General features: G+C 73.1%; 8 protein-coding genes. 7 read left to right on the top strand and 1 reads right to left on the bottom strand.

Annotated elements, in window-relative coordinates:
* Positions 1 to 10: 10 nt before the first annotated feature.
* Positions 11 to 1192 carry a rod shape-determining protein RodA gene (rodA, locus tag QOM21_RS24440; RefSeq protein ID WP_407555784.1) on the top strand — a complete coding sequence of 394 codons (1182 nt, stop codon included), beginning with the start codon at positions 11 to 13 and terminating at the stop codon, positions 1190 to 1192.
* Between the two features lie 29 nt (positions 1193 to 1221).
* On the opposite strand, the gene QOM21_RS24445 is transcribed toward rodA, so the two are convergent.
* Complete coding sequence (locus QOM21_RS24445; RefSeq protein WP_407553178.1) at positions 1222 to 1686, bottom strand: ATP-binding protein; 465 nt, start codon at positions 1684 to 1686, stop codon at positions 1222 to 1224.
* Positions 1687 to 1905: 219 nt separating this feature from the next.
* Here QOM21_RS24445 and QOM21_RS24450 point away from each other — a divergent pair, with 219 nt between their 5' ends.
* The 6 genes from QOM21_RS24450 to QOM21_RS24475 all read left to right on the top strand — a co-directional run bounded on the left by QOM21_RS24450 (position 1906) and on the right by QOM21_RS24475 (position 12752).
* Positions 1906 to 3558 carry a CHAD domain-containing protein gene (locus tag QOM21_RS24450; protein WP_407553179.1) on the top strand — a complete coding sequence of 551 codons (1653 nt, stop codon included), beginning with the start codon at positions 1906 to 1908 and terminating at the stop codon, positions 3556 to 3558.
* A 176-nt stretch (positions 3559 to 3734) separates the two neighbouring features.
* Positions 3735 to 5660: a TIGR03960 family B12-binding radical SAM protein gene (locus tag QOM21_RS24455; protein ID WP_407553180.1), complete on the top strand. Its 1926-nt coding sequence runs from the start codon at positions 3735 to 3737 to the stop codon at positions 5658 to 5660.
* 85 nt (positions 5661 to 5745) lie between these two features.
* Positions 5746 to 6315, top strand: a complete 570-nt coding sequence (locus QOM21_RS24460) for a GNAT family N-acetyltransferase (protein ID WP_407553181.1) — start codon at positions 5746 to 5748, stop codon at positions 6313 to 6315.
* 165 nt (positions 6316 to 6480) lie between these two features.
* On the top strand, positions 6481 to 7836 hold the full coding sequence (locus tag QOM21_RS24465) for a hypothetical protein (RefSeq protein WP_407553182.1): 1356 nt from the start codon (positions 6481 to 6483) through the stop codon (positions 7834 to 7836).
* Between the two features lie 48 nt (positions 7837 to 7884).
* The gene (locus QOM21_RS24470) at positions 7885 to 8688 is read left to right on the top strand and encodes a TIGR03936 family radical SAM-associated protein (RefSeq protein WP_407553183.1); all 804 of its coding nucleotides are present in this window, start codon (positions 7885 to 7887) and stop codon (positions 8686 to 8688) included.
* Between the two features lie 218 nt (positions 8689 to 8906).
* Positions 8907 to 12752, top strand: a complete 3846-nt coding sequence (locus QOM21_RS24475; protein ID WP_407553184.1) for an Rne/Rng family ribonuclease — start codon at positions 8907 to 8909, stop codon at positions 12750 to 12752.
* The last annotated feature ends 204 nt before the right edge of the window (positions 12753 to 12956 follow it).

Here is a 12956-nt window from a genome sequence, read left to right on the forward strand (position 1 = left end):
GACGTTCTCCATCCGGCGCTACACCCCGGAGCTGGGCACCTGGGCCAAGCTCACCGCGCGGGACTCCCTCGTCCGCAGGCTGGACTGGATACTGCTGCTCTCCTGCCTGGCGCTGTCCTGCATCGGGTCGGTGCTGGTCTTCTCCGCGACCCGCAACCGCACCGAACTCAACCGCGACGACGAGTACTACTTCTTCCTGCACCACCTGCTGAACACCGGCATCGGCCTGGCGCTGGCCGCCGGCACGATCTGGCTCGGGCACCGCACCCTGCGGGGCGCGGTCCCGATCCTCTACGGGCTGTCGGTGGTACTCGCGCTGCTGGTGCTGACGCCGCTGGGCGCCACGATCAACGGCTCGCGGTCCTGGCTGGCGATTCCCGGTGGGTTCTCCCTCCAGCCGGCGGAGTTCGCGAAGATCACCATCACCCTCGGCATGGCGATGATCCTCGCGTCGAAGGTCGACGCGGGCGACCGCCCGAACCCCGATCACCGCACGGTCGTCCAGGCTCTGGCCGTGGCTGCCATCCCGGTGGCCGTCATTCTGCTGATGCCCGACCTCGGGTCGGTGATGGTCCTCGGCGCCATCGTCCTCGGTGTGCTGCTCTCCTCGGGAGCGTCCAACCGCTGGATCCTGGGCCTGCTGGGCACCGGCGTCGCCGGCTGCGTCGCCGTCTGGCAGCTCGGCCTGCTCGACGACTACCAGATCGCCCGGTTCGCCGCGTTCGCCAACCCGAGCCTGGACCCGGCGGGTGTCGGCTACAACACCAATCAGGCGCGTATCGCGATCGGCGGCGGCGGGCTTACCGGCTCCGGACTCTTCCACGGCAGTCAGACCACCGGACAGTTCGTGCCCGAGCAGCAGACGGACTTCATCTTCACCGTCGCCGGCGAGGAGCTCGGCTTCCTCGGTGCGGGTCTGATCATCGTCCTGCTCGGCGTGGTCCTGTGGCGGGCCTGCCGTATCGCCCGCGAGACGACCGAGCTCTACGGCACCGTCGTGGCGGCCGGCATCATCGCGTGGTTCGCCTTCCAGTCCTTCGAGAACATCGGGATGACCCTGGGCATCATGCCCGTCACCGGCCTCCCGCTCCCGTTCGTCTCCTACGGAGGCACCTCGATGTTCGCCGTCTGGATCGCCATCGGGCTGCTCCAGTCGATCCGGGTGCAACGGCCGGTGTCGGCGTCCCGCTGAGGCTCCGGGTCGGTCCGGCTCCTGGGGGCCTACTTCCAGGAGCCGCGGTGCGGCGCGGTGCGCAGCTCGAACCACAGGGCGGGGGAGCGGCGCGGTCCGGCGGCGGGGGCGGTGCCCCAGTCGTCGGCGAGGTGCCGGAACAGCAGCAGGCGGTGTCCGGGCTCCGGGCCGGCGGTCGTCGCCGTCTGCGCCGGGATACGACCGGCGCCTTCATCGTGGACGCTGACGCGCAGGCCGTGGTCGGCGGTCAGCAGCCGGAGCAGGACGTCCGAGGACGCCGGCGCGCGCAGGTGGGAGGTGGTGACCGCCTCCGAGGCGAGCAGGACCGCGCTGTCGAGCAGAGGGGCGAGCGTGGTGCCGCGCAGTGCCGTGCGGATGAAGTCGCGGGCGACCTTCGCGGCGGTGGGTTCGCTCGGTACGGCCAGGAGGTGCGGGCGGGCACCCGCCGTGACGTGGAACGGTGTCCGGGGGGCGGCTGCGGTCTGGGGGTGCACGGTATCTCCCTCCCCGAAGGGGGCGAAAAGGCGCCTGAGGCAACCCTTGGTGACTATGCCGTGACACAACGTAAATCACCTCGCGCCGCCCGTGCCACCGCCGGTAAGCCCGGCCGTCGTCGGATGGCCGGATTTCGAGGGCCGATGGGTGGAGCGGCCGCTGGGCGGGTGTCCGGTGGGTGGGTGGTCGCCGCCGGGACGGTTGACTAGATTCGATGCATGGCTGACACGGTGCGGGAAGTCGAACGTAAGTACGAGGCCACCGATGACACCGAGCTGCCCGACCTGACCGGCGTGAACCGGGTCGCGGCCGTGGCCGAACAGGACGTCGAGGTCCTGGACGCCACCTACTACGACACGGCCGACAAACGACTCGCCGCGGACGGCATCACCCTGCGCCGCCGCACCGGCGGCAAGGACGCGGGCTGGCATCTGAAGCTCCCGGTCCCGACCGGGGACCCCGCCGCGGCGGGCTCCGGGCAGGTGCGGGACGAGGTGCGGGCGCCACTGTCCGACGCGCCTCCGAAGGAGCTGACGGACCTGGTGCGGTCACGGGTGCGCGGCCGCGCCCTGCTGCCCGTCGTGCGGCTGCGGACCCGTCGCACGACACGGTTGCTCCAGGACGCGGCCGGCATCCCGCTCGCCGAGGTGGCGACCGACGCCGTGTGGGCCCGCCGGGCCGGGCCCGCGGGCGAGGAGGACGCGGCGCAGGGCGAGGCCCGATGGCACGAGATCGAGGTGGAGCTGACCGGCGCGGCCGGCGGTGACGAAGGGCTCCTGGACGAGGTGGGTCGGGCGCTGGCCGCGGCGGGGGTGCGCCCCGCACGGGCGGCGTCGAAGCTGGCGCGGGCGCTCGCCGAGACCGCACCGGCGACGTACGGGGGCTCCGGCGGCGCCGGCGCCGTACCACCGAAGACGGGCACCCCGGGCAAGGTGAACAAGCCGAGCGCCCCTGAGCGCCGCGGCAAGAAGCCGCGCAAGGCGGCGCGGCGGACCGCCGCCGACGTGGTGCTGGCGTACGTGGCGGAGCAGGTGCGCGCCATCGTCGAGCGGGATCCCGCGGTGCGCCGCGACCTGCCCGACTCGGTGCACAGGATGCGGGTCGCCACCCGTCGGCTGCGGAGCGTCTTCCGCTCCTCCACCAAGGTGCTCGACCGTGCCGTCACCAAGCCCCTCGGCGTCGAACTGCGGTGGCTGGCAGCCGAGTTGGGTGTGGACCGGGACCGGGAGGTGCTCACCGAGCGGCTGGACGGCGCTCTGGCGGAGCTGCCCGAGGAGCTGCGGTTCGGCCCGGTGGCCGCCCGGCTGCGCATCAGGGCCGAGCGCAGCCGCCTGGCGTCGCGGCAGCAGGTGCTCGCGGTGCTGGACGGGGAGCGGTATCTGGCGCTGCTGGAGTCGCTGGAGGCGTTCCTGGCGGAGCCGCCGCTGCGCGGCGCGGCGGGTAAGCCGGCGCCCAAGGTGCTGGCGAAGGCGGTACTGAAGGATCACGCGCGGCTGGCCGGCCGGATGGAGACCGCGCGGGGCCTCCCGGCAGGACCGGCCCGCGACCGGGCGCTGCACGGCGCCCGTAAGGCGGCCAAGCGGGCGCGGTATGCGGCGGAGGCGGCCCGGCCCGCCCTGGGGCGGCCGGCGAAGAAGTACGGCAAGCGGATCAAGCGGGTCCAGCAGTCGCTGGGTGATCACCAGGACAGCGTGGTGGCGCGCGGGGCCCTGCGCGAGCTGGCGGCGCAGGCGCAGACCGCGGGCGAGCCCGGGTTCCCCTTCGGGCTGATGTACGGGCGGGAGGAGGCCCGTGCGGCGGAGCGGGAGCGGGAGCTGCCGGAGCTGTGGAAAGCGGCCTCGCGCCGTAAGCACAGGGACGCGCTGCGGTGAGGTGAGCGGCGGGCCCGAGCACGGTCGTCGGGGCCCGCCGCTCACCGGCCCGCGCACCGCCGCACAGCCCGCTGGCGGCCGCCCCCGCAGCAGCCCGAACCCGGCTCGTCAAGGCCGCCCCTCGGAGCACGTTAGGCTTGAGGGTCACCCCTGCCCGCTGATGAAAGATCACCACGATGCCTGTCGAGTCGGTCTTCCCACGCCTGGAGGCCCTCCTCCCGCATGTCCAGAAGCCGATTCAATACGTCGGCGGCGAGCTGAACTCCACCGTCAAGGAGTGGGACGACTGCGACGTCCGCTGGTCGCTCATGTACCCGGACGCGTATGAGGTGGGTCTGCCCAACCAGGGCGTCATGATCCTCTACGAGGTCCTCAACGAGCGCGAGGGCGTGCTCGCCGAGCGCACGTACAGCGTGTGGCCGGACCTCGAAGCGCTGATGCGCGAGCACGACGTGCCGCAGTTCACCGTCGACGCGCACCGCCCCGTCGGCGCCTTCGACGTCCTCGGCGTCTCCTTCTCGACCGAGCTGGGCTACACCAACCTGCTCACCGCCCTGGACCTCGCGGGCATCCCCATCGAGGCCAAGGACCGCACGGAGGACCACCCGCTGATCCTCGCGGGCGGCCACGCGGCCTTCAACCCGGAGCCGATCGCCGACTTCCTCGACTGCGCCGTCGTCGGCGACGGCGAGCAGGCGGTCCTGGAGATCACCGAGATCATCCGCGCCTGGAAGGCCGAGGACCGGCCCGGCGGGCGCGACGAGCTGCTGTTCCGCCTCGCGAAGACCGGCAGCGTCTACGTCCCCAAGTTCTACGACGTCGAGTACCTGGCCGACGGGCGGATCTCCCGTGTCGTGCCGAACCGTTCCGGCGTCCCGTGGCGGGTCTCCAAGCACACCGTCATGGACCTCGACGAGTGGCCCTACCCCAAGCAGCCGCTCGTCCCCCTGGCCGAGACCGTCCATGAACGGATGTCGGTCGAGATCTTCCGTGGCTGCACCCGCGGCTGCCGTTTCTGCCAGGCCGGCATGATCACGCGTCCCGTACGGGAGCGAAGCATCACCGGTATCGGCGACATGGTGGAGAAGGGGCTGAAGGCCACGGGATTCGAGGAGGTCGGCCTGTTGTCGCTGTCCTCCGCGGACCACACCGAGATCGGCGATGTCGCGAAGGGGCTCGCCGACCGGTACGAGGAAGACAAGATCGGTCTGTCGCTGCCGTCGACCCGCGTCGACGCCTTCAACATCGATCTTGCCAACGAGCTGACGCGCAACGGCCGCCGCTCGGGTCTGACCTTCGCCCCGGAGGGCGGCTCGGAGCGCATCCGCAAGGTCATCAACAAGATGGTCTCCGAAGAGGACCTGATCCGGACGGTCTCCACCGCGTACGGCAACGGCTGGCGGCAGGTGAAGCTCTACTTCATGTGCGGCCTGCCGACGGAGACCGACGAGGACGTCCTCCAGATCGGCGACATGGCCGTCAAGGTCATCGCCGAGGGCCGCAAGGTCTCCGGGCAGAACGACATCCGCTGCACGGTCTCCATCGGCGGCTTCGTCCCCAAGCCGCACACCCCGTTCCAGTGGGCGCCGCAGCTCTCCGCCGAGGAGACCGACGCACGGCTGACGAAGCTGCGCGACAAGATCCGCGGCGACAAGAAGTACGGCCGCTCCATCGGCTTCCGCTACCACGACGGCAAGCCCGGCATCGTCGAGGGCCTGCTCTCGCGCGGTGACCGCCGCATCGGCTCCGTCATCCGCGCCGTCTACGAAGGCGGCGGCCGCTTCGACGGCTGGCGCGAGCACTTCTCCTACGACCGCTGGATGAAGGCCGCAGAGGAGACACTGCCCGCGTTCGGCGTGGACGTCGCCTGGTACACCACGCGTGAGCGTACGTACGAGGAGGTTCTGCCCTGGGACCACCTGGACTCCGGTCTGGACAAGGACTGGCTCTGGGAGGACTGGCAGGACGCGCTCGACGAGACCGAGGTCGAGGACTGCCGCTGGACCCCGTGCTTCGACTGCGGCGTCTGCCCGCAGATGGACACCGAGATCCAGATCGGCCCGACCGGCAAGAAGCTGCTCCCGCTGACCGTGGTCAAGTAACCGCGGCCGGCAGCCCCGTAGCTCCCGCAGGCCCGGCCCCGCACCCCGCGGCGGCCGGGCCTGCGCGTGCCCGCACAATGAGGTGATGCCACCTCAGCTCATCGCACCGACCGTGCGTGTCCACGCCTCCTTCCTCGCCGCGATGGACGAGTTCCGGGAGGAGGGGACGGCGGCCTCCCCTCGCTCCAACCTGGCCCGCGAGCTGCGGACTTGGGGCGACCGCTGGCCGGCCGCGGAGGGGTTCGCCGAGTACGTCGACACGGTCGGCGGCACCTCCCGCGACGAACGCGTCGGCGGCACGGTGCCCATGACCACCCTGTGGTGGGTGGCGGGCGACTCCTACCTCGGCCGGCTCACCATCCGCCACCACCTCACCCCGAGCCTGCACGCCTACGGCGGCCACATCGGCTACGCCGTGCGCCCCGCGGCCCGCCGCCGCGGCCACGCCACCGCGATGCTGCGGGCCGCCCTCCCGTACGCCCGCCACACGCTGGGCATCGACCCCGTACTGATCACCTGCGACGACACCAACACCGGCTCCCGTAGGGTCATCGAGGCCTGCGGCGGGGTCTTCGAGGACCAGCGCGAGGAGAAGCTCCGCTTCTGGATCGGCGCGGGCGCAACCGGCGGGCCCGCCGGGGCGTGTGCCAGGTAGGGACGGAACCGGAACCGGGGCCGACGTGGGCCGCAACCGAACCGGGCCGGACGGGAACTGGACGGCGCGTTCGCGGAATTGCCCCGTGGAGGCTGTCCGCCGGGCCGAGCGGAACCGACGCCGGGCACGCACGGATGTACCGGGAAGTACAAGGGGGAGGGCGTTATGGAGCCCACGGACGGCGAGTGGCGGCAGGAGCGGGCGGTCGCGCCGCGCGCCGGTTCGCCCGCCGCGTCGCTCGACAAGGACCGGCGCGAGCCGGCCCGTTACGAGCCAGGTGAGGGCTGTCTGACCACGATGATCCGCCTTCCGGTGCGGATAGTGGTGCTGGTGCTCGTGGTGCCCGTGCGATTGGTGTGGGACGCGTTGGTCGTCTGCGCCAAGGCCGTGGACAAAACGGTGCTGCGCCCGTTCGGCCGGGGCATGGCCTGGTTGTGGCGCACGCTCGTCGTCGCCCCGCTGGCCTGGCTGTGGCGGTATGTCGTCGTGGTGCCCGCGGGGTGGCTCTGGCGCGGAGTGCTGGCTCCGGTGGGACGCGCGCTCGCGTGGCTGGCGCGTGGCCTGGGCCTGGTGCTGATGTGGTGTGGCAAGGCGTTGTTCGTGTGGCCGTGGGTGGCGCTGTGGCGGTATGTGCTGGCGCCGGCCGGTCGTGGTGTTGCGGTAGCGGTTGCCTGGTTGGTGCGGTATCTGCTCGTGGTGCCTGCCCAGTGGCTGTATGCGCAGATCCTCGCGCCTGTCGGCCGCGGCATCGCCTGGCTGGCGCGGACCGTCGGCGCGGCACTGGCCACGGGGGCGCGCGGCCTGGGTATGGCGCTGGTGTGGTGTGGCAAGGCGTTGTTCGTGTGGCCGTGGGTGGCGCTGTGGCGGTATGTGGTGGCCCCGGTCGGTCGCGGAGTCGCGCTGGCGGTCGCCTGGTTGGTCCGGTATCTGCTCGTGCTTCCGGCCCAGTGGCTGTACGCGTACGTCCTCACGCCTCTCGGCCACGGCATCGCCTGGCTGGCGCGGGGCGTCGCCACGGTGGTCGCCGCGCTCGTTCGGTGGATCCTGATCGTGCCGGTCGTCGCCCTGTGGCGGTGGGTACTGCAGCCGGTGGGCCGTGCTCTGGCCGCGGCGGTGACCGTCGTCGTCCGAGAGGTCGGGGACGCGCTCGGGCACTGCTGGCGGGCCGCCGGATTCGTGTCCCGCGCGGTCGGCCGCTTCCTCGGCCGGCTGCTGCGGTGGATCTTCGTCGAGCCGCTGCGCTGGGCCTACCGCACCGTGCTCACACCGCTGGGGCACGGCCTGCGCGACGGCATCTGGCGCCCGGCACGCCAAGCCGTGCGCGCCGCGGGCCGCACCACGCGGCAGGCGCTGGCCGCCGCGCGCGAGACGGTGCGGCAGACCCGCAAGGACCTCCGGCGCGCGCTCTTCGGGGCCCCCGCGGAGCCGCGGCGGGAGGCCGCCGTGGCGCCCCACCGGGAACCGGCCGCGCCCGGGACACGTACTCTAGGTAGCAGTACGACCGCACTCACGAAGGACTGAACGACACTGGGCAAGCGACAGCCCGAAGGCCCGCCGCCCGCCCCGGCGGTGCAGCGCATCCGACTGCGCTACACCAAGCGCGGCCGCCTCCGGTTCACCAGCCACCGCGACTTCCAGCGCGCTTTCGAGCGGGCGCTGCGCCGCGCCGAGGTCCCCATGGCCTATTCGGCGGGCTTCACCCCGCACCCCAAGGTGTCGTACGCCAACGCCGCCCCGACCGGAACGGGCAGCGAGGCCGAGTATCTGGAGATCCAGCTCACCGCGCGCCGCGACCCGGACAAGCTCCGGGAACTGCTGGACGAGTCGCTGCCGACCGGGCTCGATGTGATCGACGCCGTCGAGGCGCACACCAGCGGGCTCGCGGACCGGCTGCAGGCCTCGGTGTGGGAGATGCGCCTGGACGGAGTCCCGGCCGAGGAGGCCGCGCACGCCGTCGAGGCGTTCCTCGCGGCGGAAGAGGTGCAGGTCGAGCGCCGTACCAAGAACGGCATGCGGACGTTCGACGCACGCGCCGCGGTGGCCCGTCTGGAGGCCGCCGAGAGCGAGGGCGATAGGCCCGAAGGTAAAGCCTGTGCGATACTGCGGCTGGTTGTTCGGCATCTGACACCTGCCGTTCGACCCGACGACGTCCTGTCCGGCCTCCGAGCTGCGGCCGACCTGGCGCCGCCGGTCCCCGCTGCGGTGACCAGGCTGGCGCAGGGGCTGCTCGATGAGGAGACCGGCGCGGTGACTGACCCGCTCGCGCCCGACCGCGACGCTGCCACGGCCGCCCCACCCACGGCCGCCGGGCTGAGTGCCGCGAAGGCGCCGAGTGGGGTCTCCCCGGCAGTTTCCGGGGAAGGTACTGCGTAGGACCGCCGTCGTCGCGTCGCCGATCAGCCTGGGAGCCACCCGGTCCGGCAGACGCACTGACCAGGAGACTTTCGCCGGTCCCCGCACCGGGGCCCGGCGAGCGAGACGACAGCTCCCGTGCGGCGCCCACGCCCCGGACAGCGAAGCCGCGCACATCACGCGGCTCGCGGACCGGAACAAGGCCCGGCGCCCGGGAGCGTGACGGGAGAACCGCCCGCATGCTCGAACCAACCGATTCCACCGAATCCACGCCGCCCGCGGACCGTGGTGCCGACGACAACAACTCACCCAGCGACACGCTGCCGCCCCGCCGCAGGCGCCGCGCGGCATCCCGGCCGGCCGGCCCGCCCGCCGGTGGCGCCGCCGCCGCATCCGCGGTGGTGAGCACCGAAGCGGCCGCCGCACAGCCGGCCGCCGCCGAGGAGGACACCGCCTCCGCGGTCACCACCGGCGACGACGCCGCCCCGGCCCGTACCCGCCGCCGCGCGACCCGCAAGGTCACCGCTCCGGCCGGGGCCCCGCAGGGCGCCGCCGCGGAGACGGCCCCCAAGGCGGCCGAGGCCGCCGCCGAGACCCCTGCCGCCGCGCAGCCCGCGCAGGTCGAGGACGACGCCGCCCCCGCGGCGCCCGCCCGCAGCCGCCGCCGCGCGACCCGCAAGGTCACTGCGCCCGCCGGCTCCCCGCAGCCCGAATCCGCTCCTGAGCCGGCCGCCGCCGAGGCGCCCGCGCCCGCCGCACAGCCCGTCGCGGACGAGGCCCCGGCCGCCGCCCAGGAGGAAGACGCCCGGCCCGCCCGTGGCCGCCGTCGCGCCACCCGCAAGGTGACCGCTCCGGCCGGTGCCCCCCAGAGCTCCGCCGAGGAGACCGCCCCGGTGAAGGCGGAGGCCGTCGAGGCCCCCGCCCCCGTCACCGAGGACGCCGCGGAGCCCGCCGAGGAGGCCAAGCCGGCCCGCTCGCGCCGCCGCGCGACCCGTAAGGCGACCGCTCCCGCCGGCGCCCCGCAGGGCGCCGCCGAGGAAGCCCCCGCAGCCGAAGCCCCTGCAGCCGAAGCCCCCGTGGCCGAAGCCGCCGCGGAGCCGCAGACGGAGGCCCCCAAGCGCCGTGCGCGACGCCGTGGCGAGCGTGCCGCGGAGCCGGTCGCCGAGGCGCCCCGCGCCGAGGAGGAGCCCGCGCAGGAGGCACCGGCCCGTGGCCGCCGCCGTGCGCAGCGCCCGCCGACCGCCGTCTTCCAGGCGCCGGTCTTCACCGAGCCGATGTTCCAGACCCCGGAGACCGCTGCTGCCGCCGCGGCCGCGGCCCGTCAGGACGAGGAGCCCGAGGCCGAGGAGCAGGTCCGCGAGGAGCGCGTCCGCGAGGAGCAGCCCACGGCCCCGCGCCGGCGCCGCCGTCGTGGTGCGCCCGCCGAGCCGGAGCCGGTCGCCGCCGCGCCGGTCGAGGAGCCGGAGACGGAGGACGAGTCCGAGGACGACGCCGCGCGGAGCGAGAGCGCCCAGGGCGACGACGAGTCCGGCGACCGCCCCTCGCGCCGGCGCCGCCGTGGTGGCCGTCGCCGTCGCCGCGGTGAGTCCGCCGACGGCTCCGACGACCAGCCCGCCGAGGGCCGTCCGTCCGAGGCGCGGGAGAGTGCCGACGCGGACGCCGAGCCCGAGGAGGACGACGAGCAGCCCGCCGACCGCCAGGCCGCCGACGAGGACGAGCACGGCGCGGGCGGCTCCAGCAGCAGCCGTCGCCGTCGCCGCCGTCGCCGTCGCAGCGGTGACTCCGGTGAGGACGGGACGCACAACGGCGACGACCCGGAGCGCACGGTCGTCAAGGTCCGTGAGCCCCGCAAGAAGGACGAGGGCGGCACCAGCGCCGACGAGGTGCAGTCGATCAAGGGGTCGACCCGCCTGGAGGCCAAGAAGCAGCGCCGCCGTGAGGGCCGGGAGCAGGGCCGCCGCCGGGTGCCGATCATCACCGAGGCGGAGTTCCTCGCGCGCCGCGAGGCCGTCGAGCGGGTGATGGTCGTCCGCCAGAGCGGCGAGCGCACCCAGATCGGCGTCCTCGAGGACAACGTCCTCGTGGAGCACTTCGTCAACAAGGAGCAGTCGACCTCCTACGTCGGCAACGTCTACCTCGGCAAGGTGCAGAACGTCCTGCCGTCGATGGAGGCCGCCTTCGTCGACATCGGCAAGGGCCGCAACGCCGTGCTGTACGCCGGCGAGGTCAACTTCGAGGCGCTGGGCATGGCCAACGGCCCCCGCCGCATCGAGACCGCGCTGAAGTCCGGCCAGTCCGTGCTGGTCCAGGTCACCAAGGACCCGATCGGCCACAAGGGCGCCCGCCTCACCAGCCAGGTCTCGCTCCCCGGCCGCTACCTCGTCTACGTGCCCGAGGGCTCGATGACGGGCATCAGCCGCAAGCTGCCGGACACCGAGCGCGCCCGGCTGAAGCAGATCCTCAAGAAGATCGTCCCCGAGGACGCGGGCGTCATCGTCCGTACCGCCGCGGAGGGCGCGAGCGAGGACGAGCTGGCGCGCGACGTCCAGCGGCTCCAGGCGCAGTGGGAAGAGATCCAGCAGAAGGCCAAGAACAGCAGCTCCAACGCCCCGACGCTGCTCTACGGCGAGCCGGACATGACCGTGCGGGTCGTCCGCGACATCTTCAACGAGGACTTCTCCAAGGTCATCGTCAGCGGCGACGAGGCCTGGGAGACCATCCACGGCTATGTCGCGCATGTCGCGCCGGACCTCACCGACCGTCTGCAGAAGTGGACTTCGGACGTCGACGTCTTCGCGACGTACCGCATCGACGAGCAGCTGATGAAGGCGCTGGACCGCAAGGTCTGGCTGCCCAGCGGCGGTTCGCTGGTGATCGACAAGACCGAAGCCATGATCGTGATCGACGTCAACACCGGTAAGTTCACCGGTCAGGGCGGCAATCTCGAGGAGACCGTCACCAGGAACAACCTGGAGGCGGCCGAGGAGATCGTGCGCCAGCTGCGGCTGCGCGACCTCGGTGGCATCGTCGTCATCGACTTCATCGACATGGTGCTGGAGTCCAACCGGGACCTCGTGCTGCGGCGGATGCTGGAGTGCCTGGGCCGGGACCGCACCAAGCACCAGGTGGCCGAGGTCACCTCGCTCGGCCTGGTCCAGATGACCCGTAAGCGGGTCGGTCAGGGCCTGCTGGAGTCCTTCTCCGAGTCGTGCGTGCACTGCAACGGCCGCGGCGTCATCGTCCACATGGACCAGCCGACGTCCGTCGGCGGTGGCGGCAAGCGCAAGAAGAAGGGCAAGTCCGGCAACGGCGAGCGGCACGAGGCGCACGTCGACCACCAGCACGAAGACGTCGCGGTGGCGGAGGAGGCAGCCCCGGAACTGGAGCCCGCTCCGGTCACCGAGGCCGAGCTGCAGCCCGCGGTCGCCGAGGCCGACGAGTGGTACGGCAGCCCGGCGGAGGCCGAGGCGGCCGCCGGACGCGGCCGTGGCCGCCGCCGCGCGAGCCGGAAGGTGTCCGCCCCGGCGGGCGCCCCCAAGGCCGCGGAGGAAGCCGCCGCGATCGTCGTGCCGGTCGAGACCGCACCGGAGCCGCAGCCGGAGCCCGAGCCCGCCCCGGCACCGGTCGCGGAGGCCGCGCCGGCCCGTCCGCGCCGCCGGGCGACCCGTAAGGCGACCGCTCCGGCGGGCTCGCCGCAGGTCTCCGACGACTCCTCGTCGACCGTCGTCGTCACCGCGCCGCCGGCCGCCGAGCCGGACGCCCAGGCGCCGGCCGAGGCCCCGGAGCCCGCCGAGGGCGCCGAGGCGGCGCCGGCGAAGAAGACGGCGAAGAAGGCGACGACCCGCAAGACGGCCGCGAAGAAGACCACGGCGAAGAAGGCCGCGGCGAAGACGGCGACCGCCAAGACGACGGCGGCCAAGGAGACGGCGGCGAAGAAGACCACCGCCAAGAAGGCCACTGCCGCCAAGAAGGCCACCACCACGAAGAAGACGGCCGCCAAGAAGACGACGAAGGCGGCGGCCAAGAAGACCGCTGCCGCCGAGCAGCAGCCGCTGCCCTCGGTGTCGGCTTCGACGGAGGACTGAGCACCACCTGGCAACAGGGCCGGCCCCGGACCGTCAGCGGTCCGGGGCCGGTTTGACCCCCTGGTCGAGGCCCCGTAACCTTGACCGTCGGTGTCTGTGTGGCACCAAACCCCTGAGCAAACACCTCTCGGTCCGCCGAGGGAGGCCGCTCGTCCACTCGGATTCCACGGGCATTTCCACGCCTGTGTGAGCGGCTGGCATCAG

It is taken from the genome of Streptomyces sp. Pv4-95 (genome assembly GCF_045782725.1).
In the GTDB taxonomy this organism is placed as follows: Bacteria; Actinomycetota; Actinomycetes; order Streptomycetales; family Streptomycetaceae; genus Streptomyces.

Bases quoted from the DNA above. Each gene is read 5' to 3' on its own strand.
- QOM21_RS24450 (WP_407553179.1), top strand. From the start codon at position 1,906: ATGGCTGACACGGTGCGGGAAGTCGAACGTAAGTACGAGGCCACCGAT.
- QOM21_RS24455 (WP_407553180.1), top strand. From the start codon at position 3,735: ATGCCTGTCGAGTCGGTCTTCCCACGCCTGGAGGCCCTCCTCCCGCAT.
- QOM21_RS24460 (WP_407553181.1), top strand. From the start codon at position 5,746: ATGCCACCTCAGCTCATCGCACCGACCGTGCGTGTCCACGCCTCCTTC.
- QOM21_RS24465 (WP_407553182.1), top strand. From the start codon at position 6,481: ATGGAGCCCACGGACGGCGAGTGGCGGCAGGAGCGGGCGGTCGCGCCG.
- QOM21_RS24475 (WP_407553184.1), top strand. From the start codon at position 8,907: ATGCTCGAACCAACCGATTCCACCGAATCCACGCCGCCCGCGGACCGT.